General features: G+C 63.4%; 25 protein-coding genes. 14 read left to right on the forward strand and 11 right to left on the reverse strand.

What is annotated here, in order from left to right; genetic code table 11:
* Positions 1 to 10 precede the first annotated feature (10 nt).
* From YH3_RS17555 to YH3_RS17565, 3 genes are read right to left on the reverse strand one after another with little or no spacing between them, the layout of a single operon-like run.
* Positions 11 to 964 (reverse strand): asparaginase, encoded by a 954-nt coding sequence (locus YH3_RS17555; protein ID WP_003940365.1) that lies wholly within the window; start codon positions 962 to 964, stop codon positions 11 to 13.
* Positions 961 to 1,629, reverse strand: coding sequence for an MOSC domain-containing protein (locus YH3_RS17560; protein WP_042451408.1), 669 nt, complete (start codon positions 1,627 to 1,629; stop codon positions 961 to 963). Before YH3_RS17560 ends, YH3_RS17555 begins: the two co-directional genes overlap by 4 nt.
* Positions 1,626 to 2,747 carry a folate-binding protein YgfZ gene (locus YH3_RS17565; RefSeq protein ID WP_007733828.1) on the reverse strand — a complete coding sequence of 374 codons (1,122 nt, stop codon included), beginning with the start codon at positions 2,745 to 2,747 and terminating at the stop codon, positions 1,626 to 1,628. The genes YH3_RS17560 and YH3_RS17565 overlap by 4 nt, the downstream gene beginning before the upstream one ends.
* A 79-nt stretch (positions 2,748 to 2,826) precedes the next feature.
* Between YH3_RS17565 and YH3_RS17570 the strand changes: the two genes are divergently transcribed.
* The 5 genes from YH3_RS17570 (at position 2,827) to cydC (ending at position 9,822) form a co-directional block, all read left to right on the forward strand.
* A complete protein-coding gene (locus YH3_RS17570) occupies positions 2,827 to 3,690 on the forward strand; it encodes an aminodeoxychorismate lyase (RefSeq protein ID WP_007733829.1) in 864 nt (287 codons plus the stop codon).
* Between the two features lie 154 nt (positions 3,691 to 3,844).
* Positions 3,845 to 5,344 (forward strand): cytochrome ubiquinol oxidase subunit I, encoded by a 1,500-nt coding sequence (locus YH3_RS17575; protein ID WP_042451401.1) that lies wholly within the window; start codon positions 3,845 to 3,847, stop codon positions 5,342 to 5,344.
* Positions 5,345 to 5,353: 9 nt separating this feature from the next.
* Positions 5,354 to 6,397: a cytochrome d ubiquinol oxidase subunit II gene (gene cydB, locus YH3_RS17580; RefSeq protein WP_003939727.1), complete on the forward strand. Its 1,044-nt coding sequence runs from the start codon at positions 5,354 to 5,356 to the stop codon at positions 6,395 to 6,397.
* Between the two features lie 58 nt (positions 6,398 to 6,455).
* Positions 6,456 to 8,144, forward strand: coding sequence for a thiol reductant ABC exporter subunit CydD (gene cydD / locus YH3_RS17585; RefSeq protein ID WP_064443780.1), 1,689 nt, complete (start codon positions 6,456 to 6,458; stop codon positions 8,142 to 8,144).
* Positions 8,134 to 9,822 carry a thiol reductant ABC exporter subunit CydC gene (cydC, locus tag YH3_RS17590; RefSeq protein WP_064443781.1) on the forward strand — a complete coding sequence of 563 codons (1,689 nt, stop codon included), beginning with the start codon at positions 8,134 to 8,136 and terminating at the stop codon, positions 9,820 to 9,822. Before cydD ends, cydC begins: the two co-directional genes overlap by 11 nt.
* A gap of 233 nt (positions 9,823 to 10,055) precedes the next feature.
* Here the strand turns inward: cydC and YH3_RS17595 are convergent, their stop codons facing one another.
* The 8 genes from YH3_RS17595 to YH3_RS17625 form a co-directional block, all read right to left on the reverse strand.
* Positions 10,056 to 11,096 (reverse strand): type IV toxin-antitoxin system AbiEi family antitoxin domain-containing protein, encoded by a 1,041-nt coding sequence (locus YH3_RS17595; protein ID WP_064443782.1) that lies wholly within the window; start codon positions 11,094 to 11,096, stop codon positions 10,056 to 10,058.
* A 144-nt stretch (positions 11,097 to 11,240) separates the two neighbouring features.
* Positions 11,241 to 11,846 (reverse strand): FABP family protein, encoded by a 606-nt coding sequence (locus tag YH3_RS17600; RefSeq protein ID WP_172827035.1) that lies wholly within the window; start codon positions 11,844 to 11,846, stop codon positions 11,241 to 11,243.
* 291 nt (positions 11,847 to 12,137) lie between these two features.
* Positions 12,138 to 12,443 (reverse strand): DUF1416 domain-containing protein, encoded by a 306-nt coding sequence (locus YH3_RS17605; RefSeq protein WP_003939797.1) that lies wholly within the window; start codon positions 12,441 to 12,443, stop codon positions 12,138 to 12,140.
* Between the two features lie 2 nt (positions 12,444 to 12,445).
* A complete protein-coding gene (locus tag YH3_RS17610) occupies positions 12,446 to 13,279 on the reverse strand; it encodes a sulfurtransferase (protein ID WP_003939859.1) in 834 nt (277 codons plus the stop codon).
* 74 nt (positions 13,280 to 13,353) lie between these two features.
* On the reverse strand, positions 13,354 to 13,824 hold the full coding sequence (locus tag YH3_RS17615; RefSeq protein WP_064444218.1) for a DUF4395 domain-containing protein: 471 nt from the start codon (positions 13,822 to 13,824) through the stop codon (positions 13,354 to 13,356).
* Positions 13,825 to 13,955: 131 nt separating this feature from the next.
* The gene (locus YH3_RS37325) at positions 13,956 to 14,042 is read right to left on the reverse strand and encodes a putative leader peptide (RefSeq protein ID WP_350318872.1); all 87 of its coding nucleotides are present in this window, start codon (positions 14,040 to 14,042) and stop codon (positions 13,956 to 13,958) included.
* A gap of 10 nt (positions 14,043 to 14,052) precedes the next feature.
* Positions 14,053 to 14,529 carry a co-chaperone YbbN gene (locus YH3_RS17620; protein ID WP_003939684.1) on the reverse strand — a complete coding sequence of 159 codons (477 nt, stop codon included), beginning with the start codon at positions 14,527 to 14,529 and terminating at the stop codon, positions 14,053 to 14,055.
* The gene (locus YH3_RS17625) at positions 14,526 to 15,305 is read right to left on the reverse strand and encodes an LmeA family phospholipid-binding protein (protein ID WP_003939847.1); all 780 of its coding nucleotides are present in this window, start codon (positions 15,303 to 15,305) and stop codon (positions 14,526 to 14,528) included. Before YH3_RS17625 ends, YH3_RS17620 begins: the two co-directional genes overlap by 4 nt.
* Positions 15,306 to 15,446: 141 nt before the next feature.
* On the opposite strand from YH3_RS17625, the gene YH3_RS17630 reads away from it, so the two are divergent.
* From YH3_RS17630 to YH3_RS17670, 9 genes are all read left to right on the forward strand, one after another.
* Positions 15,447 to 16,199, forward strand: coding sequence for a response regulator transcription factor (locus tag YH3_RS17630; protein ID WP_003939728.1), 753 nt, complete (start codon positions 15,447 to 15,449; stop codon positions 16,197 to 16,199).
* Position 16,200: 1 nt separating this feature from the next.
* Positions 16,201 to 17,100 (forward strand): mycothiol synthase, encoded by a 900-nt coding sequence (mshD, locus tag YH3_RS17635; RefSeq protein ID WP_064443783.1) that lies wholly within the window; start codon positions 16,201 to 16,203, stop codon positions 17,098 to 17,100.
* Between the two features lie 193 nt (positions 17,101 to 17,293).
* Positions 17,294 to 18,412: a phosphate ABC transporter substrate-binding protein PstS gene (pstS, locus tag YH3_RS17640; protein WP_003940482.1), complete on the forward strand. Its 1,119-nt coding sequence runs from the start codon at positions 17,294 to 17,296 to the stop codon at positions 18,410 to 18,412.
* Positions 18,413 to 18,474: 62 nt separating this feature from the next.
* Positions 18,475 to 19,566, forward strand: coding sequence for a phosphate ABC transporter permease subunit PstC (gene pstC / locus YH3_RS17645; protein ID WP_064443784.1), 1,092 nt, complete (start codon positions 18,475 to 18,477; stop codon positions 19,564 to 19,566).
* Between the two features lie 3 nt (positions 19,567 to 19,569).
* Positions 19,570 to 20,478 (forward strand): phosphate ABC transporter permease PstA, encoded by a 909-nt coding sequence (gene pstA, locus YH3_RS17650; protein ID WP_003940100.1) that lies wholly within the window; start codon positions 19,570 to 19,572, stop codon positions 20,476 to 20,478.
* A 58-nt stretch (positions 20,479 to 20,536) separates the two neighbouring features.
* Complete coding sequence (gene pstB / locus YH3_RS17655) at positions 20,537 to 21,313, forward strand: phosphate ABC transporter ATP-binding protein PstB (protein WP_003939968.1); 777 nt, start codon at positions 20,537 to 20,539, stop codon at positions 21,311 to 21,313.
* A 280-nt stretch (positions 21,314 to 21,593) separates the two neighbouring features.
* Positions 21,594 to 21,896, forward strand: a complete 303-nt coding sequence (ureA, locus tag YH3_RS17660) for an urease subunit gamma (RefSeq protein ID WP_003939800.1) — start codon at positions 21,594 to 21,596, stop codon at positions 21,894 to 21,896.
* A complete protein-coding gene (ureB, locus tag YH3_RS37330; RefSeq protein WP_007733849.1) occupies positions 21,893 to 22,363 on the forward strand; it encodes an urease subunit beta in 471 nt (156 codons plus the stop codon). Before ureA ends, ureB begins: the two co-directional genes overlap by 4 nt.
* A complete protein-coding gene (locus YH3_RS17670) occupies positions 22,360 to 24,069 on the forward strand; it encodes an urease subunit alpha (protein WP_064443785.1) in 1,710 nt (569 codons plus the stop codon). Before ureB ends, YH3_RS17670 begins: the two co-directional genes overlap by 4 nt.
* Position 24,070: the final 1 nt, after the last annotated feature.

Raw genomic sequence — 24,070 nt, forward strand, 5'->3', positions numbered from 1 at the left:
TGAGAACTGCTCAGAAGTTTCCGGGAATTGCGCGAATCGTCCCCACTCGGGCGTCGCCGCCGAAGACCGGAGCGGATGCGAGAGCCGCCAACTCCTCGGTCCACTCGGTGTTCATCCGCTTGAGCAGAGCTGCCGCCAAGGGCAGGAGCGCCCGCTCGTGACCGTCGTCGATCTTGAGGGCGAAAGCGGAACCGTCGGGAAGCGCTCCGGCGTAGATGCCGTCGTATCCGGTCTTGGAGAACAGACCCGGCACGGCGGACATCAGGCGCTGATCGTTGCGGCCGGTGCCCGAGACGAGGAAGGGGTTCTCGCGGACCGCGTCGGCCACAGCTCGTTCGGGTGAGTCGGGCTCAGCCGAGGGCAGGCGTCCGAATGCCCGAGCCAGGTTCGTGAGCGAGAGCGGCACGATCGGGAGACCACAACCGTCGATGCCGAGTTCCTGCTCTTCCTCGCCGCTGAGATCGAAGATCGTCTCCTGGATCGCGAGTTGGAGGGGATGAGTCGGCTCCATGTACGTCTCGAGCGGCCAGTCGTTCACGACGCACGTGGCGAGCATCGCGGAGTGCTTGCCCGAGCAGGTCATGTAGATCGGGCTGGGAAGCTCGCCCGCTGCGATCAGTTCGGCTCGGGCCAGTTCGTTGCCCGGCAGATCGGAGGGGCACTGCAACTGGTCGACACCGAGTTGGTAGCGAGCGAGAAGCGCTGCGACCAGTTCGATGTGATCGGCCTCGCCCGCATGTGAGGACGACGCGACGGCCAGCTCTTCCGGACTGGTGGGTGCAAAGCCGTTTCGAAGCGCAGCGACGGCTTGCAGCGGCTTGTTCGCCGAGCGCGGGTAAATGGGTGTGTGAATTTCCCCGAGTCCGACAACGACCTCGCCGTCGGCGCCGAGAATGACGGCCGATCCGCGATGCACGCATTCGCGGAATCCGGAGCGGACCACTTCCACCAATTCGATACTCACGAGTGCACCTGCGCTTCTGCTTGTTCGATGAACCTCTGGACGCGCGCGGTGACGTTCGGTGCAAGGTCGGTGTGTTCTGCGAGCAGCCGTCGAAGCCGCTCAGGGTCCGTTCCGGCGAAGACCTCTCGAACAGTCACTCCGTGATCCGGTACGTGGACTCGGGTGACCGAATCGCCCGCGGCGATCGTGCCGGTCCGGTTGACGCGAAGGTAGGCGCCGACGTCGGTCCGCTCGGTGAATCTTTTGACCCAGCCCTTTTCCGCGGCCCAGATGCCGAAGGTGCCGCACGGGACGCGGGGAGCAGTCACCTCGAGTTCGAGAACGTCCGACGCCTCGGCTCCGGTGATGTGCCAACGCTCGCCGATCACGGCGTCCGTGACGAGCATCCCGCTGATGTGAAGATTCTCGCCGAACCATCCGGGGCCGAGAGGTCGGCCCAATTCGTCCGACCAGCGCTGCGCTTCGTCGCGCTGATACGCGTAGACAGCTTGGAAGGCGCCGCCGTGGAACTCGGTGTCGCAGACGTAGTCGCCACCCAGACCGAGTCGGCCGACCGCGACGCGGCCGTCGACGGGACGCTTGTCGATCGCGGTACGGGGGACTCGCCTGACGCCACTGTCACGTTCGGTGTGGACGACGCAGACCGCGTCGACCATGCCCGTCACTTTCCGCGCAATCGGTTGACAGCCTCACGTCCGGCCTGGGGTGCGTCGTCCGCCACGATCGAATCCGGATCGATGGACGCAGCGCTGGGGCCGGCCATCAGTTCGGTGTCGACCGGGATGTTGCGCTTGATCAGAGCGAGTGCGATGGGGCCGAGCTCGTGATGATTGACGACGGTCCCGACGCGTCCGACGGCCCGTCCGCCCGCCGTGATCGGGTCACCCGGTTCCGGGACGGCTTCGGCGCTGCCGTCGAGGTGCAACATGACGAGATGGCGCGGGGGCTTGCCGAGATTGTGAACTCGGGCGACGGTTTCCTGACCGCGGTAGCACCCCTTGTCGAGGTGGACGGCGCCGTGCTCGGCCGGCCCACCGATCCAGTGGACCTCGTGCGGGATGGTCCGTTCGTCGGTGTCCAGTCCGAGGCGAGGCCTCGTCGCTTCGACGCGCAGTGCCTCGAAGGCCCAACTGCCGGCGGGCTTGGCGCCGGCATCGGTCAGCCTGGTCCACCACGCTGCCAGTTGCTCACGTGGGACGAGAAGATCGAAAGAGTTCTCGGTAGGCCACGGCATGCGGCGGACAAATCCGCCGTCGGCCAAGGCGTGAGCGTCGTAGGCCTCGGTGGGTGTCTGAACCTCGAGTGCGGCGAGGACAGTTGACGCTTCGGGTCCGATCAGGCTCAGGACCGCGAGTTCGTTGCCGTCTCGAGGTTCGGCCTTGGACCAGAACACCATCTTCTTCAAGAAGGAGAGAAGGTCGGGTCCGCGGTTCGCCTCGGTGTCGATCCAGGTGACACCTGCCAGGTCCGTCTGCACGAAGTGGTGCTCGACGCGTCCGTTGACGTCCAGGCTCAAGTTCTCGGCACTCTTGCCGTCGGGGAGCGCGGCGATGTGCTGGCTCGAAATCGTGTGCAGCCACGTGAGGCGTTCGTCGCCGGGAATGGCGATCACGAATCTGTGACTGCGGTCGACCACCACTGCTGCGCGCTGCGCGGTTCGCTGTTCGCCGAGAGGATCGCCGTAGTGCCACGCGACACCGATGTCGGCCGAACCGTCCGGTGCGGTGACCGCGCCGGGGGAAGTCAGAAGTGGGCTGTTGGGCACAAGAGCGTTGTCGACCACGAGACCAGTCTAGGAGTGTGGGCGGGATCGCGGTTACAGGGCGGCCCCGGCGGCTTGGCGGATCGTTAGGGTTGATGGCATGCCTGATCGCGTATTGGTGACTCTCGACCATGAGGTGCTCGATGCTGACGCACCGTTTCTGCACGCCGACGACCTGGCGGTGGTGCGCGGCGACGGAGTCTTCGAGACGCTGTTGGTACGCGACGGCCGCGCCCGGGTGGTCGAGGGACACCTGAGTCGACTGGTTCTGAGCGCGCGGGCACTCGGTCTGCCCGCTCCCGTTCTCGATGATTGGCGTCTGGCGATCGAGATGGCTGCCGAGGAGTGGGGGACCGAGAAGGAAGGCGCTCTTCGTCTTGTTCTGACCCGCGGCCGTGAGAGCGGTGACAAGCCGACAGCCTTCGTGATGGTCGGTCCGGTGGCCGATCGGGTCAGACAGGTCCGCGAATCGGGGTTGTCGGTGATGACTCTCGAGCGAGGTTTCTCTGTCGATCTCTCTGCCCGGGCACCCTGGCAGCTACTGGGCGCGAAGACGTTGTCGTACGCAACCAACATGGCAGCGCTTCGATATGCGGCGAATTTGGGTGCTGACGATGTGATCTTCGTCAGTTCCGAGGGCAATGTGTTGGAGGGGCCACGCTCGACGGTGGTGATCGTTCGGGACAGGACTTTGATCACACCGCCTCCCGCACAGGGCATTTTGATGGGCACTACGCAGCGCGCCCTGTTCGACGTTGCCGGCAGTGCTCGCTTCGATTGCCGATACGAAACCCTCCGACCTGCGGATTTGATTGCGGCCGACGGAGTGTGGATGGTTTCGAGCGTCACGCTGGCCGCACGCGTCCATACACTCGACGGGCTCACATTGCCAGAGCCGAAGGTCTCCGGGGAATTCGCGGAATTGGTTGAACGTGCAATTGATTCGGATTCAGCAGGGCGATAGGCGAATAGGAATCGCGACAGGTCTCTACTACATTTGGTAGTAGCAAAGTCCTGCGGTCCAAACCGGACAGCAGTACCGTGTCCGCAGGGGCCGAGCGACTGCCCGCGTCTCGAACCCCGAAGCCTGTCCCAGGGCCCTACTCTCGGAGTAGCCAATGGATACTTTGGACGTCTCCAGGTGGCAGTTCGGTATCACTACCGTCTACCACTTCATCCTTGTTCCGCTGACCATCGGACTTGCGCCGATGATCGCGATCATGCAGACGATGTGGGTGGTCACCAAAAAGGACCACTGGTATCGGCTCACCAAGTTCTTCGGCAAGCTTTTCCTCATCAACTTCGCACTCGGTGTAGCCACCGGCATCGTGCAGGAGTTCCAGTTCGGCATGAACTGGAGCGAGTACTCGCGATTCGTCGGTGACGTCTTCGGAGCTCCGCTCGCATTGGAAGGCCTCGTCGCCTTCTTCATGGAGTCCGTCTTCATCGGACTCTGGATCTTCGGTTGGGGCAGGCTGCCCAAACTTGTACACCTGGCGTGCATTTGGCTCGTGGCGATCGGCGTCAACGCGTCGGCATTCTTCATCATCGCGGCCAACTCGTTCATGCAGCATCCGGTCGGTGCGACGTACAACCCTGAAACGGGTCGTGCCGAGCTCACCAGTATCTGGGAGCTGCTGACCAACAACACCGCTCTCGCTGCCTTCCCGCACGCGGTTGCCGGCGCCTTCCTGACGGCGGCGACGTTTGTTGCCGGCATCAGTGGTTGGTGGATGGTGCGGAACATGCGCCGCGCCAAGCAGGCTGAGGCCGCCGAAGCCGAACGCCTCGAGTCCGACGCGCGCACGATGTACCGTCCGGCAACACGATTCGCGTTGCTCGTCATGATCGTGGCCGGAATCGGCATCATCTATACCGGTGACGTCCAAGGCAAGCTCATGTTCCAGCAGCAGCCCATGAAGATGGCGTCGGCGGAATCGCTGTGCGACACCGAGATGGATCCGGACTTCTCGATCCTCACTATCGGCACTCACAACAACTGTGACAGCGTGACGCACGTTCTGAAGGTGCCGTTCGTTCTTCCATGGTTGGCCGAGGGCAAGTTCACCGGCGTCGAACTGCAAGGCGTGAACCAACTGCAGGAGCAGGCGGAGCAGGACTTCGGACCGGGTAACTACCGACCGAATCTCTTTGTCACGTACTGGTCTTTCCGCGCCATGATCGGCCTCGCCGCCGGTTCGGCAGCACTGGCTCTCGCGGGACTGTGGGTCACTCGTAAGGGGCGGGTCCCGGACCAGAAGTGGTTCGGAATACTCAGCCTGGTCGCGATCCCCACTCCGTTCATGGCGAACAGCGCCGGTTGGATCTTCACCGAGATGGGCCGTCAGCCCTGGGTGGTGCATCCCAACCCGACCGGCGTCGACATGATCAGACTTACTGTCGACCAAGGTGTTTCGGACCACGCGTCGGCTACCGTCTGGGCTTCGCTGATCACCTTCACCCTGCTGTACGGAGCGCTGGGAGTCGTCTGGTTCAAGCTGATCGTGCGGTACGCGAAGGAAGGCCCGTTGGAGCACGACATGCATCCGCCGGGCGATACAGATCATGACGAGCCGGAAGATCCGGACAAGCCCAAACAACTGTCGTTCGCGTACTAGGAGGCGATCATGGGACTTCAAGAAGTATGGTTCGTGCTCGTCGCAGTACTGTTCATCGGTTACTTCGTCCTCGAAGGGTTCGACTTCGGTGTCGGAATGCTCATGCCGATCGTCGGCAGAGGCAGTGACCTCCCGGCCGATACGCGTCGACGGGTAGCGCTCAACACGATCGGCCCGGTGTGGGACGGCAACGAAGTGTGGCTGATCACCGCCGGTGGCGCGATGTTCGCGGCATTCCCGGAGTGGTACGCGACGTTGTTCTCCGGGTTCTATCTACCGCTGCTGATCATCCTGGTGGCCTTGATCGTTCGTATCTGTGCCATCGAATGGCGAAGCAAGATCGACGACGACAAATGGCGTCAGCGTTGCGACTGGGGCATCATCTTCGGCTCCTGGGTCCCGGCAGTTCTCTGGGGCGTGGCTTTCGCGAACATCGTTCGGGGCGTGGCGATCAACGCCGACAAGCAGGTCGAGTCGGGATTCTTCGATCTGCTCAATCCGTACGCGCTGCTCGGCGGTCTGACCACCGCGCTGGTGTTCGCTCTCCACGGTGCAGTGTTCCTGGCACTCAAGAGTGCCGACGAGGTTCGTGAAGATGCCGTGAAAATTGCTGCACGACTGGCAATTCCAGCTATTCCTGTTGCCGGCGGATTCGTTCTGTGGACGCAACTCGCCTACGGCAAGGGATGGACGTGGATTCTGGTAGCTGCCGCTGCTGCGGCACTGATCGGCGTCGTCTTCCTGACGCGGGCCGAGCGCGAAGGCTGGGCCTTCGTTCTCACCTGTGTGGCCGTCATCGCCACCGTCGTGCTGCTGTTCGCCTCGCTGTTCCCGAACGTCATGCCGTCGACGCTGGATCCGGCGTACAGCCTGACCATCGAGAACGCGTCGTCGAGTCCGTACACGCTCAAGGTGATGACGTGGGCCGCGGCATTCATGACGCCGGTGGTGATCATCTACCAGGGTTGGACGTACTGGGTGTTCCGACAGCGCATCTCCTCCAAGCAGATTCCGGCGTCGATCGGTCTGCGATTCAAGGAGAAGACGTGGTAGTCACCAACCTTGAATCACGACACATTCGAATCACGAAAGAACTGACGGTCGAATTCACGTGACTATCGAAGTAGGCGACGCTCCCACCACTCGGGAGCGTCGCCGGGGGCCGATCGACCCGCGGCTGTGGCGACATTCCGCTTCTGCGCGCGGCTATCTGATCCTGACTGTTGCTCTGTCGATGGTGAACGTCGTGATGGTCATCGTCGCGGCGCTCATGATCGGCCGGGTGCTGGCCGGAGTGATCACCACTCGAACTGTGGATGTTTCCTCGTGGACAACCGAATTGGTTGTTCTCGCCGCAGCTGTGGCGGTCCGAGTTCTGGGGACCTGGCTGCAGACCAGGTATGCGCACCGGGCGTCGACTCGCGTCGTTGCCGAGATCAAGAACGGCGTGCTGACGTCGGCGACGGCGATGAGTCCTCGCGATCTGGATCCGCGGCGTGACGAGATCGCGACCGTGGTCACCCGAGGTGTCGACGGCCTTGGTCCGTACCTGACGGGATACCTTCCGGCCCTGGTCTTGTCGGTGACGCTGACACCCATCACCCTGATAGTCATTGCGGTGCAGGACATGACGTCTGCGGTCATCATCTTCGTGACGCTGCCGCTGATCCCCATCTTCATGATTCTGATCGGCTTGCTGACAAAGGGTAAGTCGGAGAAGACGCTGGCAGCGATGACCACGTTGTCTTCGCAACTGCTCGATCTTCTTGCCGGTTTGCCGACGCTGCGGGCGCTCGGTCGTCAGCAAGGTCCTGCCGAGCGCGTCCGTGAACTCGGTGACGCTCATCGGCGAACGACGATGTCAGCTCTCCGCGTCGCGTTCCTGTCCTCGATGGTGCTGGAACTGCTCGCAACGCTCTGCGTCGCGTTGGTGGCCGTGAGTATCGGCTTGCGACTGGTGTACGGCGACATGTCACTCGAGCCGGGGATAGTCGCGTTGATCCTCGCCCCCGAGGTGTACCTGCCACTTCGGATGGTGGGAACCCAGTTCCACGCCGCCGATGACGGAATGGCGGCAGCCGACAAGGCATTCGAGGTTATCGAGGCGGATTCTGCCGCGCCGGAGGGTGGTAGCACGACGGTGGTCGCTCGAGGCGCCGACATCGTCTTCGACGGACTCGGTGTGGCCTCTCGTGGGGGAGTCGCACCGTCTCGACTTTCCGCCATGGCATCGCCAGGGGCGATCACCGTGCTCACCGGTCCCAACGGCTGCGGCAAGTCGACGGCAGTGCACGCGCTGCTCGGGTTGATCGAACCGAGCAGTGGGCGTGTGACGGTCGCCGGCGTCGATGTCCGAGACCTGGACGAGCACGCGTGGTGGAGTCAGTTGGCCTGGCTTCCCCAGCATCCGGTCCTCCTACCCGGCACCGTTCGTGAAAATCTCGATCTCACCGGGGTCGTCGATGCGCAAGCACTGACCCACGCCGCTGCTGCGACGGGATTCGACGCGGTACTGGCCGAGCTGCCTGCGGGCGTCGAGACCGTGATCGGCGTCGGCGGTACAGGTCTGTCTTTGGGGCAGCGGCAACGGCTGGCACTGACACGCGTGCTTGCCTCGGACCGCGCAGTTCTTGTCCTGGACGAACCCACCGCTCACCTCGACTCGGATTCGGAAGGGACAGTGTTGGCTTCTCTGAGAGCACGGGCGGAGCGCGGCGACACCGTGGTCGTGATCGGCCACCGTCCGAGTGTGCTCGCCGCGGCTGACCGGATTGTCGAGGTACACGCTCATGAGAAGTGATACTCACGATCCGCTCCTGCGTGCTCTGCGGCTACTGGAACTTCGGCCACGACGCGTTCTGACGGCGGTCGCGGCGGGCGTCGCAACACTCGGCAGCGCCCTCGCCTTGGCCGCGCTGTCTGCGTGGTTGATCACGCGGGCCTGGGAGATGCCTCCCGTTCTCGACCTCAGTGTTGCGGTGGTTGCCGTACGCGCATTGGGGATCTCGCGTGGTGTCTTCCGCTATCTCGAACGATTGACGACGCACGACGTCGCGTTGCGCGGAACCACCGCGGCGCGATCGAGGATCTACCAGCAGTTGGCCGCAGGAGATCCCGCGGCAGCAGCCGGACTACGACGCGGTGACCTGCTCTCACGTACGGGCGCCGACGTGGATGCACTGGGCGACGTCGTCGTCAAAGCACTGATCCCGATTGCGGTCTCGATTGTCCTCGCGTTTGCTGCGGTGGGAATCCTGTTGTTCATCTCGGTTCCGGCCGCGCTCATTCTGGCCGTTGCGCTGGCGGTGTCCGGGATCGCGGCACCCTGGCTGTCGGCTCGTGCTGCTCGACTAGCCGAGGCCGACAGTTCTGCTGCCGCAGCGCGATTCAGTGAGTCCGCGGTGACCGCCCTCGACCATTCCGCCGAGCTCCGGGTATCGGGTCGCTTGGATCAGGCGGTGAGCGAGGCGGTCTCTGCCGAGAACGATGTGGTCGACGCAACCGATCGCGCGGCGGTCCCGAGTGCCTTTGCCGCCGCTACCACGCCCCTGGCAATCGGAGTGAGCGTCCTCGGTGCCCTGCTGATCGGAATTACGCTGTACGGAACCACCGAGATGTCACCGATGTCCATGGGAATCCTTGTACTGCTTCCGCTGTCGGCTTTCGAGGGAACCGCGATACTGCCCAGCGCGGCGGTGGCATTGACCAAGGCGCGGCTGGCGTCGGCACGCATCATGGCGGTACTCGATCGAGCCGACGCCGAACACGTTGAAGGAAATCGTGCGTGGCCGGAGGACGGGGTCCTGAGTGTGCACGCGTTGCGGGCGGGTTGGCCCGGGGGAAAGGTGACCGAACCGCTGTCGGTGGATCTTCCTCGCGGTGCTCGTGTTGCCGTCGTCGGCGAGAGTGGATCGGGAAAGACCACTGCGCTGATGACGATGGCGGGACTGCTGCCGCCCGTCGCGGGAACAGTTCGTGTTGACTCGGTGGACGTTTCGGATATCGATCCGGCCGAGCTGCGTCGGCACGTGGGGTACTTCGCCGAGGACGCACACCTCTTCGAGACGTCGGTACTCGAGAACCTGCGCGTCGCACGCGGTGACCTCACCGCCGAGGACGCGGAGAAAGCACTTGCCGCAGTTGGTCTCGGCGACTGGCTGTCGGAACTGCCGGACGGGCTCGACACCTACCTGGTCGGCGGCATGCGAGCGGTTTCGGGCGGTGAGCGTCGTCGGTTGCTGTTGGCGCGCGCGATCGTCTCGCCCGCGGAGGTACTGCTGCTCGACGAGCCGACCGAGCACATGGACGCGGAGGCGGGCGATCAGTTGCTCCGCGAGTTGCTCAGTCGCGACGCAACGCTGGTCGATTCTTCGCGAACCGTTGTTGTCGTCACCCACCAACTTCCGGACGGCACACCAGCTGACCAGGTGATATGCGTCGGAAAAGTTTCTGTGGAAAATACGTTGCCGTCATCGTGAAGTGGGCGTACTTTCTCCTGTACACAAGGAAGGAGGTGGTCTGAAATTGAAGTACAGACGGACGCGTGAGGTGGCTGCCAGCTAGCCGCAATCGCTGATGGAATTCACTTACCGCGTGAGCGGCCGGCGAATCCCAGGCAGCCACCCGACCCCCGAGCCCCCGATCAGTCCGACCGGGATCCGCGCGAAAGCGTGGGTGTGGCTCGGGGGTCGCTTCGTGCCGTGCGCCTTTATCAACCCCCGGCGGTTAATAAAGGCGCACAGCGTGGACAAGGATTAGGCCCCCACCATCCACCGCGCTCGAGGATGGCTCTGACCTCGGCTGCAGTTCGGCACGAGGCCCCCTCCACCTCCTCCCAACCGAAGACCAGTGTGGCGTTGCCTGACAGTTCGGATGCGTTTCCTCGCCGACGATCACGCAGTGCAGTCGCTCGAGAAGAGTGGAAGGCAAATCCGTCGAGTCGAACGATCAGTGCGACACCGCAATTGCGGTAGTCGACGTCCTCGTAGAGAGTTCTCCCATCGACGAGGACCGGCGATTGCCGTCGTGCTTCCGGCAAACCGTGTGCTCGCTCGACCTCGATTGCGTAGCGATGCTCGAGTACCGACTGGACACCGCGATCCAACAGGTCCAATGTCGAGGACAGCGCTTTGACATATCGCCTCGGCCGTCGGCATTCCATTCGGGTGCGCAATTCCATCCGTGACACTTTGCACGCCGTGGCCGAGCGAACCAGAGAACGAGCGGCGTCGCGAGCCGACGGCTCTGCAACCGCCAGGTCAATTGCGGTGTCGGCCAGCGAAGTACGAACAGGCTGAGTGGCAACGCCGATGTGGGCCTGAGCGCGTGAACGATGAACGATCACTCCGGGATGGGCAGTGGACCACCCCAACGGAACGGGGCGCGCCGGGGAGCGTTCGGGTCTGACCGTCGGACTCTGACAGCGGGAGGATCTGCCGTATCGGACCGTGATGTGGATCGGCAGTTCGGACTCGATGTGCGTGAGTCCCCACTCTTCAGCTGCCGTCCGGTGACTCAGGTAGGTCTCTCCGCCGCCGAACAGAAGGGCGGCCTCGAGAATCATTGCTCGGTTGAGCGGGCCGTTGGTGCTGGATTGAACGCCGTGGAGGACGGTTGTCCATTGACCCGATTCGACCAGATGTTGGATGCGCCGCGGTGAATAGCCGAAAGGGCGTAGTTGTTTGTTGGTCGCGAGTCCGTGCTGGAAGTCGAAGAGTCTTCGGAGATCAGGATCGATGTAGTCGCAGCTCATGCGAATACCGTGAGATCGCGGACCGACAAGAATCGGTCGAAGATGCCGCTCCGAAGCCCGCCTGTGGGATTTGTCGGTGCCTGTGGATAAATCTGCTGTGCGCCTTTATTAACCGCCGGGGGATAATAAAGGCGCACAGCAGAGCTAGCCGATGTAGCGCGTCAGGCGGGCCGAGAGACGCGGTTCCAGGCCACCGTCAGACATGATCCGCTCTTCGACGTACGCGAGGTCGCCGCCTTCGACGATGCCGTACAGACGCTTCGCGCCGCCGTACAGTGCACCGGACTGGCTGCGGATCACCACGTCGGTGGCAAGTTCCCACGATGCCTGGGTGAGTGCGCGCCCGTAGTACATTTCGACGACACCGGAGCTGTGGCTGAGCAGGAGTTCGACCACTTCCTGGTTGACGCTGCCCGGGATGCCGTCGCCGCCCATGCGCCAGTAACCGCTCTCGCGCAGATCGGGGCTCACGTACTTGCCCTCGGCGTCGAGGCGCCAGGACCGGGACTCCCAATTGAGGTACGGGCCGCCGTCGTGCGAGATGACGATCTGCTGACCGAAGGCGTAGTCGCCGTTCTCGTCGTGTCCTTCACCTTCGCCGCGCCAGACACCGACGAGGGGGAGAAGCGCGAGGAGTTCGGGATTGATGTCCGGGCCGAGGCGCAGGTTTGCGGTGTCCTCCGGCAACGGAAGGTCCGGCAGGGTCGGAATGTTGAGCGACGCCGTCGACTTGGAGCGCTCGACGGCGATGGCGACAGCTTCGTCCCCGCTGCCGCGCCTTACGGCACCTGCAGCGGCGGAATCGTCAGCGGTCGCGTCGGACCCTGAATCCGGAGCCTGACTCACGACTCGTCGGTGACCAAGCGGTACACGACGTACACGGAGAACCAAGCGATCATGACGGATGCGAGTGCGAGGAGTACCTCGAAGAAAATGACCACGGGTACATCTTAGACCGCGGCGACCGACCGGAAAAATCGGGAGCCGGAATGCAGAAGGCCCCGCACCGGAGGGGTGCGGGGCCGCCTGACAAAGCAGGAATTACTTGCTGACGGTCACGTCCACGTTGTGCACGCCCGAGCCCTCGGGAGCGACGGTGGAGGTGCCGTTGCCCGAGCTGGACAGTGCACGCACGGTCCACTCGCCCGGAGCGGCGAAGAAGCGGAAATCGCCGGTTCCCGATGCCACGACCTCGGCCGTGAACTCTCCGGAGCCGTCGAGCAGACGCACGAATGCGCCGCCGATGGGCTGGCCGTCAGCTGCGAGAACGCGGCCGGTGATGACCGTTTCCTTCTCGACGTCGACGCCGGCAGGCAGGGTCTGGCCCTGGGTAGGTGCTCCACACATGATCAGGCTCCCAATTCGATCGGTGCGCCGACGAGTGAGCCGTATTCGACCCAGCTGCCGTCGTAGTTCTTGACGTTGTTCTTGCCGAGGATCTCCTGCAGGACGAACCAGGTGTGGCTCGAACGCTCGCCGATGCGGCAGTAGGCGATCGTTTCCTTGGTGTCGTCGAAGCCCTTTTCCGCGTACAGCTTGGCGAGGTCGTCGTCCGACTTGAAGGTGCCGTCCTCGTTGGCGGTGGTGCTCCACGGGATGTTGATGGCTCCGGGGACGTGGCCACGCTGCTGCGCCTGCTCCTGCGGAAGGTGGGCGGGAGCGAGGATCTTGCCCGAGAACTCGTCAGGGCTACGAACGTCGACGAGGTTCTTGCTGCCGATGGCGTCGATGACCTCGTCGCGGAAAGCGCGGATCGAGAAGTCGGGGGTCTCGGCCTTGTACTGCGTGGCTTCGCGGTTGACTGCGTCCTTGGAGAGCGGGCGTCCGTCGAGTTCCCACTTCTTGCGGCCGCCGTCGATCAGCTTGATGTCCTGGTGGCCGTACAGCTTGAAGTACCAGTAAGCGTAAGCGGCGAACCAGTTGTTGTTGCCACCGTAGAGAACGACGGTGTCGTCGTTCGCAATGCCTTTGGCGGAGAGCAGATCCGAGAACTGCTCCTGGTTCAGGAAGTCGCGTCGGACGCCGTCCTGGAGGTCCTTGCGCCAGTCGAGCTTGACTGCACCCTCGATGTGGCCGCCGTCGTATGCGCTGGTGTCCTCGTCCACCTCGACAAAAACGGTCTTGGGGGTGTTGAGGTTCTGCTCAGCCCAGTCAGCGGAGACTAGGACGTCGGAGCGAGCCATGGTGTTCCTTTCGATATGGTCTTGCATCGGTCGTTATCTAGCAGGGGTTCAGCAGGGTTGTGGGGCAAGCGTTTTCACGCGGTGGTAGCGCGGCCGGTATTTCGCAGCCTTGCGACGAGTGGATAGATCTGGCAGCCGAGGCAGATACCGAACGCGGCGTTGAGCAGGGCCGCGAACAAGGCGAAGCCGGCGGCAACGGTGCCGACGATCGTCGACCCGGCCAGGAAACCGACCGTGCCTGCCAATGCGAAGACGAAGCCGACGAACTGCGCGAAGCGCAGCGGTGCCACGGGTTCGCGTTCGCTGACCGGCGAGAGTCGCGGGGCGACGAGCTTGCCGAAGATCTGGCCGTACGGGCTGCGCTTGGGGCCGAGTACCGCTCCGACCGCGAAGACTATGGCCTGCAGTGCGAGAACGACGGTGGCGGCGGGCAGTGAGAAGGTCGAGAGGATGAGCGTGAGTACGAGAACGCCGGTGGTGACCCACGCGGCGAATCGAGGTCCGCGGACGTCGACCTGCTCGAGCTGGGGTGTGGTTGTGGACATCGGGAGTGCTCCTGCGCTGGATTGCATGATGCTGTGCCTGGACCGAGAAAACGGGACGTCAAAGTCCCACTCGGTGGATTGATCACGTGAGCGAAAGCTCGAAGGTCAGAGAGATCTGACGGATGTGGTGATCAGCAACAGGTACAGCAACAGCCCCCGAGGCGGCACAGGTCTACTGCGCGGCGTCGGGTGAGCATCAGCTCGTGGCGGGTTTGCACGTCGGCGAGTTTACCCCGAATTCTCGGATTTTGGCTCGTGGGGTCCGGATAGTGGTACGAGTGCAGCTTTCAGATCCGCTGCGGATGGCACTCCGGACACCCGGAACTGTTCCTCCAGGCCACCGTCGAGGATGAAGGTGGTGGGCAGCGAGAGGACACTCATCTCGCGTGCCAGAGCCGGTTCCTTGTCGATGTCGAGCTCGATCTCCACCGGCGGACGGGGAGCGTCGGCCATCGAGATCACGACCTGACCGACGACACGGCGTACTGCCGCGCACGGTCCGCACCAGTCGGCAGAGAAATGCAGTACGACGGGTCCGCCGTTCGGCGAAGAGACTCCAGCGGCGCGGAGCAGTTCGAGGCGACTGTCCGCCGCGCCGGTCGCGGCCGGCGTGGTGACTCGGACCTTTCCGTTGCGCGACTTGAGAAAGAGCCCGACCGCGACGACGGCGACCAGCGCGACCAGCAGAATTGTGATCCCGGTCATCGGTTCTGCAGCTCTGCGAGATCGATCGTCGTGTTTTCGGCGCTGCCTTCGATCACGATTCTTCCGCCTTCCGCGTAGACCAGGCTCGGCTGAATTCCGTAGGGGAGTGCCTGCGGATCGATCGTGTAGCTGAACAGTCCGAGGACGACGGGTTCGAGTGCTGCGGGGATCGAGAAATCGGCTTTGCCCTCCGGACCGAAGTACAGATTGCTGGCGACGATCTTGACCTGCCCACCTTCCAGAACCAGGTTGGCCTGCACACTCACTGCAGTCTCGACCGGGCCGACGGCAACCGTTCCCGTCAGCACGACGGCGCCCGCGGTGCTCGCTCCGGTTCCGCCGCTGCCCCCGGTGCCATCCGACTTGTTGGCCGGCGGCGAAGATACCTGCAGGTCAGGGATATTGAGCAGCTTTCCGAGGTCGGTGGCGTTGATTCCCATCCGGCCGTCGAGTTTGTCGACGGGGAGTTGGGTGACATTGCCGTTCACGATGTCGGAGAAGGGAACGGTGACCCCGCGCAGATCGGCCTCGACGGTCACTTCGCCCACCACGTCGCTCTGGACGCCGGTAGCTCTGACGTAGACGTCCTTGTATTTCCCGCCGAGTGCCTGGGTGAGGAAGGGGAACCCGTTGAAGGTGACCTCCGGATCGGACTCGAGTGATGCGCCGGTTCGGAGCTCGCGGGAAACCCGGTACTCGGCGTACGCGGCCGCGCCGAAATCGGCCACCAGTCCGAGGCCGAGGAGAAAGACGATGCCGATGATCAGTTTGCGCACCGCACCATTGTGACGGACTCCGGTCGGGGTTCGATGCGACGGCCCCGGTACCAGGCACGCTAATGTAGGGACCGACCAAAAGCGTCGAACTACTCGAGCGTTGCCCTCACGGGTTGCGCGGGCTACTAGATAGGAGGCCGTGTGGAACTGCTCCTCCTCACCTCCGACCCCAACCCGGAAGCTGTACTACCGGCGTTGGCGTTGCTGGCGCACTCGGTTCGGCCTGCCCCCACAGAGGTTTCCTCGCTACTCGAGGCAAGTTCCGCGGACGTGGCATTGGTGGATGCGCGCACCGATCTGGCTGCCGCACGCGGGTTGTGTCGATTGCTCGGAAGCACAGGATCCGCAGTACCTGTGGTCGCCGTCCTCACCGAAGGCGGACTCGTTGCCGTCAACGCCGACTGGGGGTTGGACGACATCCTGCTTCCCGGTACCGGTCCGGCTGAGGTGGACGCCCGATTGCGGTTGTTGGTCGCCCGCAGCGGCGGTGTGGCCAGTCCGGAAGCGTCGGGAAAGATCACGCTGGGCGAACTGGTTATCGACGAGGGGACGTACACGGCACGACTGCGTGGACGGCCCCTTGATTTGACTTACAAGGAATTCGAGCTGCTCAAGTACCTCGCGCAGCACGCCGGACGGGTATTCACCCGGGCGCAGCTGCTGCAGGAAGTGTGGGGCTACGACTTCTTCGGCGGCACCAGGACGGTCGACGTCCACGTGCGTCGTCTGCGGGCGAAACTCGGCACCGAATACGAGTCCTTGATCGGTACAGTCCGAAATGTCGGATATAAGGCAGTGCGTCCGACCAGGGCCAAGGGTGGCGCCGCTGCTCCCGTTCAGTTCGAGGACGACGAGGACGTCGACTACGACGCGGCCGACGGATCGGTGGTCTGACGTGGGTTGGACAGATTCACTGCCGGCTGGATTCGCCGAGCAGGTTTCCGCGCTTCTCGATCGCGCAACCGAGTTCGACGGCAAGGCGCCCGTGTCGGAACAGGGGCGCCATGCCGTTGCCGGGCGCGGTGCCGCGCGACACTTCCTCGAACTCGACGGCGATGCAATCGTCGGTTATGCGCAGCTGCAAGCGGGTTCGGACGAGCATCCCGACATGGCCGAGTTGGTGGTCGACCCGCCGGCGCGGCGTCGCGGCATCGGAACCAGGCTTGCTGCAGCGGTATTCGACGAGGGCCGGCCGGGCACGCGTGTCTGGGCGCATGGAAACGTCGACGCCGCAGTCGAATTCGCCAAGACCCTCGATCTGGTCAGCGTTCGTGAACTCCTGCAGCTGCGTCGACCACTCGATGCTCCGCAGCTTCCGGAAATCGTTGTGCCCGAAGGTGTGACGATTCGGACGTATCGTGGACCCGAAGACGATTCCGAGATCCTTCGCGTCAACAATGCGGCCTTCTCCTGGCATCCCGAGCAGGGTGGCTGGACCCAGGCGGAGATCGACGAGAGAACGGCCGAAGGTTGGTTCGACCCTGCTGGTCTGTTCATGGCGTTCGCGGACACCGATCCCGATACTCTTCTCGGCTTTCACTGGACCAAGGTGCACGCACCCGAAGGTGACGATCCGGAGCTGGGGGAGGTGTACGTCGTGGGGATCGATCCCGCGGCGCAGGGACGCGGCCTCGGCCGAGTGCTGACTCTCGCTGGCATGCATTACCTGCGTGATCGCGGCCTCGGAACCGTCCTTCTGTACGTCGAAGGCGACAACACGGCCGCCCTCCACACGTACGAACGACTCGGCTTCGATCGCTTCCACGTGGACATGGCTTACGCCCGCGCGCTCTGACGTCACAGTCGGACACGCAGAAATGTCCAGTCTGTTCATTCTCCGTTAACCATGTGTGGTCCAGCCGGACACCGCGCCCGCCTACTTTTCTCTGTGGGCAGCGCCGTGTTGCCTGATGCAGATTTCAATCATTCTGCGTCTCATGTCGCCGCCCGATCGTGGGCGTGGCGGTAGCGATTTCCGGAGGATCTTGGTGAATCTCAAGCGCAGTGGTGCCCTGCTCGGTGTAGTGGCCGTGGGCGCCATGACCTTGGCCGCATGTGGCAGCGACAACAACTCGTCGTCGACGGGTGTGGACGCGTCCGCATCGAACGCAACGTGCGAAGGCAAGAGCAACCTCTCTGCCGCTGGTTCCTCGGCACAGAAGAACGCCATGGACCAGTTCGTCGCCACTTACATCTCCGTGTGCCAGGAAAAGGGCAAGACGGTCAACGTCGCGTACAACCCCAGCGGTTCGGGCGACGGTCGTACACAGTTCATCGCCGGCCAGATCGACTTCGCCGGCTCCGACTCGGCCATCAAGGACGAGCAGGCAGACAAGGCCAAGGAGCGTTGCGTCGGCGGCGAAGCCTGGAACCTTCCCCTCGTCTTCGGCCCGATCGCAGTTGCATACAACCTCGACGGCGTCGACAAGCTCGTTCTCAACGCAGAGGTTCTCGCGAAGATCTTCAACGGCGGCATCACCAAGTGGAACGATCCGGCAATCGCCGCGCTCAACTCCGGTGCATCGCTTCCCGACGAGAAGATCACCACCGTGATCCGCTCCGATTCCTCGGGTACCACTGACAACTTCCAGAAGTACCTCGACGCGGCATCGAACGGTGCTTGGACGTCGGGCGCAGGGTCCGACTTCACCGGTGGCGTCGGTGAGGGCGCCAAGGGTTCGGCGGGCGTTGCACAGGCAGTTGCCACGGCACCGGGTTCGATCACCTACGTCGAGAAGTCGTTCGCCGATCAGAACAAGCTCTCGGTTGCCGAAATCAACACCGGCTCCGAGGCAGTCGCACTGACCAACGACACGGCCGCGAAGTCGATCGCAGGCGCGAAGTTCAAGTCCGACGCAACCGGCGACCTGACGCTCGACCTCGCGTCGATCTTCAAGACCAACGAAGCCGGCGCCTACCCGCTGGTTCTCGCCACGTACTCGATCGTCTGCTCCAAGGGCTACGACGCGGACACCTCCGCAGCAGTGAAGTCGTTCCTGACGAGCGCGGCCAACGAGGGTCAGGCCAACCTGGCCGAGCAGGGTTACGTCCCGCTGCCGTCCAACGTCCAGGATCGCCTCAACGCGTCCATCACGGCAATCAGCTGACCTAGAGACTCGTGCGGACAAGCTCATGGATCTACATTCAGACGTGAAGGAAGTGAGCGCGCATGAGTGACGCGCCCATCACCTCGACATCTCGTTCTCCCGGCCCCGCAACCAGCGGGGCCGGGGTGGGCGGTCCGAACGGCACCACGGAGGACACGATTACTTCCACCAAGGCTCCAGAAACCGAGCATCCTCCGAAGGGTGACGGTCCGGGTAGCGGCAACAGCAAGACGGTGACCCGTCCGGGTGACCGCATCTTCAGCTCGCTCGCATCCGGTTCGGCAATCTTCATCACGGCTGTCATCGCGGCGATCGGCGCGTTCCTGATCTGGCGTGCTGTTCCTGCTTTGAGCCGGAACCAGGTCAACTTCCTGACCAGCCGTGAATGGGTCACGCAGAACATCAACGCGATGGCGTTCGGTGTCCTCGACCTTTTCCAGGTCACGGTGTTGGTCTCGCTGTTCGCACTGGTGCTCGCGATGCCGATCGCACTGGGCATCGCGATCTTCCTGACTTCGTACTCACCCAAGTGGCTCACGCGGCCACTGTCGTACACGATCGACCTTCTGGCAGCTGTGCCGTCCATCGTCTACGGCCTGTGGGGACTTCTCGTCTTCGCTCCGGCGATCACCCCGGTCGCGGTGTGGCTCAACGACACTCTCGGCTGGTTCCCGCTCTTCGCCGACGGCAGCGGATCGATCACCGGTGGCGGCACCATCTTCACCGCAGGCATCGTCCTCGCCGTGATGATCCTTCCGGTCATCACCGCAGTGACCCGCGAGGTGTTCATCCAGACCCCGCGATCACAGATCGAAGCCGCACTCGCCCTCGGCGCCACGCGCTGGGAAGTTGTGCGCACCACGGTCATCCCGTTCGGTAAGTCCGGCTACATCAGCGGCTCGATGCTCGGTCTCGGACGCGCACTCGGTGAGACGATGGCGCTCTACCTGATCCTGCGTACCACCTCTCAGGCCTTCGGCTGGTCGCTGTTCGACGGCGGCTCGACCATCGCCTCCAAGATCGCCCTCGGCTACGCGGAGTTCAACAACGACATCCAGGCAGGCGCGTACATCGCGGCCGGACTGGTGCTGTTCGTACTGACCTTCGTCGTCAACGCGGCTGCCCGCGCAGTGATCGCCGGAAAGAAGGACTGACCCATGACCTCCACTCTGGACCGGCCGGTCAAGGCCCCCACTTTCCAAGGCGTCGGCGCTCGTCGTCGTGCCAAGGACGTCATCGCGACCATCCTGGTGAGCCTGGCAGTCGTCATCGCGCTCATCCCGTTGGTCTGGGTGCTCTTCACGGTCATCGCCAAGGGCCTGCCCGCTCTGACGTCGCCTACCTGGTTCACCAACTCGCTGAGCGGATTGACGGCGTCGGCCGACGGCGGCGGTATCTATCACGCATTGATCGGTACCCTGCTGCAAGGCATCGTGTGCGCGGTCTTCTCCATCCCGCTCGGTATCTTCGTCGCGATCTACCTGGTGGAGTACGCCGACCGGAAGTCGAAGCTGGGCAAGCTGACCACGTTCATGGTCGACATCCTCAGCGGTGTTCCGTCGATCGTGGCCGCGCTGTTCATCTACGCCCTGTGGATCGCGACCTTCGGCTTCCCCAAGTCCGCGTTTGCGGTGTCACTGGCTCTGGTCCTTCTGATGGTCCCGGTCGTCATCCGCTCCACCGAGGAAATGCTGCGCATCGTCCCGATGGATCTGCGAGAGGCGTCGTACGCGCTCGGTGTGCCGAAGTGGAAGACCATCTCGAAAATCGTTCTGCCGACGGCACTTCCCGGCATCATCACCGGCGTCATGCTGGCCCTGGCACGCGTGCTCGGTGAGACCGCACCGCTGCTGATCCTCGTCGGCTACGCACCGTTCATCAACTTCGACCTGTTCAACGGCGAAATGGGCACACTGCCTTCCGTCATGGTCGCCGAGATGAACAACCCCACCGACGCCGGCACCAACCGCATCTGGGGCGCAGCACTGACCCTGATCCTGCTGATCGCGATCCTCAACATCGTCGCGAAGCTGATCGGTCACTTCTCACAGGTCAGAAGTAAGTGATGCGGCCTCGGAACATGTTCGTACTCAACAGCGTCAACAACTCAGTAGGGAGCCGGTAATGGCCAAGCGTCTGGATCTCAAGGACGTCAACATCTACTACGGCAAGTTCCACGCCGTCGCCGATGTGGGCCTGTCCGTCCCGCCCCGGAGCGTCACCGCCTTCATCGGCCCGTCCGGTTGCGGCAAGTCCACCGTTCTCCGTTCACTCAACCGCATGCACGAAGTGATTCCCGGTGCGCGCGTCGAGGGTTCGGTGCTGCTCGACGGCGAGGACATCTACGGCTCGAACGTCGATCCGGTCGGTGTTCGCAAGACCATCGGCATGGTGTTCCAGCGACCCAACCCCTTCCCGACCATGTCCATCAAGGACAACGTCGTCGCGGGCTTGAAGTTGCAGGGCGAGCGCAGCAAGAAGAAGCTCGACGAGGTGGCCGAGCGTTCGCTGCGCGGTGCCAACCTGTGGAACGAGGTCAAGGATCGCCTCGACAAGCCCGGTGGCGGCCTCTCAGGCGGTCAGCAGCAGCGTCTGTGCATCGCGCGTGCCATCGCGGTCTCGCCCGACGTCCTGCTCATGGACGAGCCGTGCTCCGCGCTCGACCCGATCTCGACTCTCGCGATCGAAGACCTGATCACCGAGCTGAAGAAGGACTTCACGATCGTCATCGTCACGCACAACATGCAGCAGGCTGCGCGTGTGAGTGACCAGACGGCATTCTTCAACCTCGAGGCAACCGGCAAGCCCGGTCAGCTCGTCGAGATCGACGACACCGAGAAGATCTTCTCGAACCCGACGCAGAAGGCCACCGAGGACTACATCTCCGGCCGCTTCGGATAGGTCCCGGGATCAACCCTGCACGATCATGTTTCACCCCCGTTTCCAACAGGAGACGGGGGTGAAACTTTTTGGTTGTGGTGATAGTTCCCACTCCGGTGCGCAGAGCTGAGCGTCGTTGGGCGCCCGAATAATTCGATGAGCAGCGCAAGTGCGCCGAGTGGGCGCTGAAGTAGCCGACGACGTGAATCTCGTGGATACTGACGACGCTTCGGACAATGCTAATCTCGGCCCGACAGCACGCTGTCGATCGATGTCGTTTCACAACCGGAAGGGCTTGTCAGTGCACCTCACCCCTTCAGATACCGAAAAGCTGCTCCTGAGCGTCGCGGGCATGGTCGCCCGTGACCGCCGCGAGCGCGGGGTACTGCTGAACTACCCCGAAGCGATGGCACTGATCTCGTGCTGGATTCTCGAGCGCGCGCGTGACGGAATGACGGTTGCGGAACTGATGAACGCCGGTCGGCAAGTGCTCACCCGCGACGACGTGATGGAAGGGGTACCCGAGATGATTGCAAACGTCCAGGTGGAGGCCACTTTCCCGGACGGTCGCAAACTGGTCACCGTGACGGAGCCCATTCGATGATTCCCGGCGAGGTACGTGTGTCCACCGAACCGCTCGAGTTCGGCACGGACGCGGAGAAGATCACGATGGTCGTCGTCAACGATGGCGATCGCCCCATTCAGATCGGTTCACATCTCCACCTTCCCGCGGCCAACCCGGCGTTGACCTTCGATCGCGAAGCGGCAGACGGCTTCCGGCTCGACATCCCCTCGGGAACGTCGGTTCGGTTCGAACCCGGGGTCAGCAGAACGGTGACACTGATCGCGCTCGGCGGACTCAAAAGGGTTCCGGGCCTGCAGATCGTGCCGGACGAAGACCTACCGACACATGCGCGCGAGCCCAAGACCGTCATGCCGTTCGGCACGCCCGGCGTCGAGGTCGAAGAACCTTTGCGAGCGTCCTCGGTGAACGTGCGTGTGAGTGATGTTCCAGTCGAGGCGGATTCACCGGACGACGCCGCGACGACAGTTGAGAGGACAGCCGAATGAGCAGGATCGATCGACGCGGCTACGCCTCCCTGTACGGCCCGACCGCAGGCGACCAGATCCGTTTGGCCGACACAGATCTGTGGATCGAGATCGAGCACGACTACACCGCGACCGGCGACGAGATGGTCTTCGGCGGCGGTAAGAGCATCCGCGAGTCGATGGGCCAGGGCCTGACCACTCGCGACCAGGGCGCTCTCGACGTCGTCATCACCAACACGGTGATTCTCGATCACTGGGGAATCGTCCGGGCAGACGTCGGAATTCGCGACGGACGCATCGTTGCGATCGGCAAGTCCGGTAACTCCGACATCATGGATGGCGTGCACCCCAAGTTGCTCATCGGGCCGAGCACCGACGTGATCGCCGGCGAAGGGAAGATCCTCACCGCGGGTGCGATCGACACTCACGTGCACTTCCTCAGTGAAATCGAGATGATGGAGGCGCTCGCGACCGGTACGACGACGGTGGCGGGCGGCGGAACGGGTCCCACCGAGGGAAGCAAGGCAACCACCGTCACGCCCGGCGCCTGGTCGTTGACGATGATGCACCGCGCCCTCGACCACATCCCGCTCAACGTTCTTCTTCTCGGCAAGGGCAGCACCGTCAGCCATGAGGCCATGCGTCAGGAAGCTCTCGCGGGCGCAGGCGGATTCAAGGTTCACGAGGACTGGGGTTCCACTCCGGCCGCGATCGACGCAGCTCTGCGAGCAGCCGACGAGTTCGGCCTCCAGGTAGCGCTGCACGCGGACAGTCTCAACGAAACCGGTTACGTACAGCACACTTTGGATGCGATCGCCGGACGTGGGATCCACGTGTTCCATGCGGAAGGCGCCGGCGGCGGGCACGCACCGGACATCATCGTGACGGCAGGTGAGCCGAACGTTCTTCCGGCATCGACCAATCCGACGTTGCCGCATACCGTCAACACGGTTGCCGAGCACCTCGACATGCTCATCGTGTGTCATGCGCTCAATCCCCGGGTTCCGGAGGATCTTGCCTTTGCCGAGTCCCGGATCCGGCCGACAACGATTGCAGCAGAAGACTTTCTGCACGACATCGGAGCCATCTCGATCACCTCGTCCGACGCCCAGGCGATGGGCCGTATCGGTGAGGTGACCCTGCGGACATGGCAGGTGGCTCACGTCATGAAGGCACAGTACGGCAAGCTGGGCACCAGCATGCCGGCCGACAACGAGCGTGCGCGGCGTTACGTCGCCAAGTACACGATCTGCCCCGCGGTGGCGCACGGTATCGATCACGAGATCGGCTCGGTCGAGGCCGGGAAGATGGCGGACCTGGTGCTGTGGGATCCCGCGTTCTTCGGAGTCCGTCCTTCTGCCGTGATCAAGGGCGGGGCGATAGTTGCTGCGCCGCTTGGTGATCCGAATGCTGCTATCCCGACCCCGCAGCCGGTGTTCGTTCGCCCGGCCATCGCGGCGACTCCGGGATCGGCCCCGCACCTGTCCACGACGTTCGTCTCTCCGATGGCCATCGAGGACGGTCTGGCCGACCGTCTCGGTCTCACGCGCACCCTTACCGGTGTTCGTCCGACGAGGCACCTCACCAAGGCGGATATGCCGAACAACACGGCGCTGCCGTCCATCGACGTCGATCCGGAGACGTTTGCCATCAAGGTCAACGGCGACCTGATCGCGCCCAACCCCGTTGACGTGGTGCCGATGGCTCAGCGCTACATGCTGTTCTGAA

It is taken from the genome of Rhodococcus sp. YH3-3, from assembly GCF_001653035.1.
GTDB lineage: Bacteria > Actinomycetota > Actinomycetes > Mycobacteriales > Mycobacteriaceae > Rhodococcus_F > Rhodococcus_F qingshengii.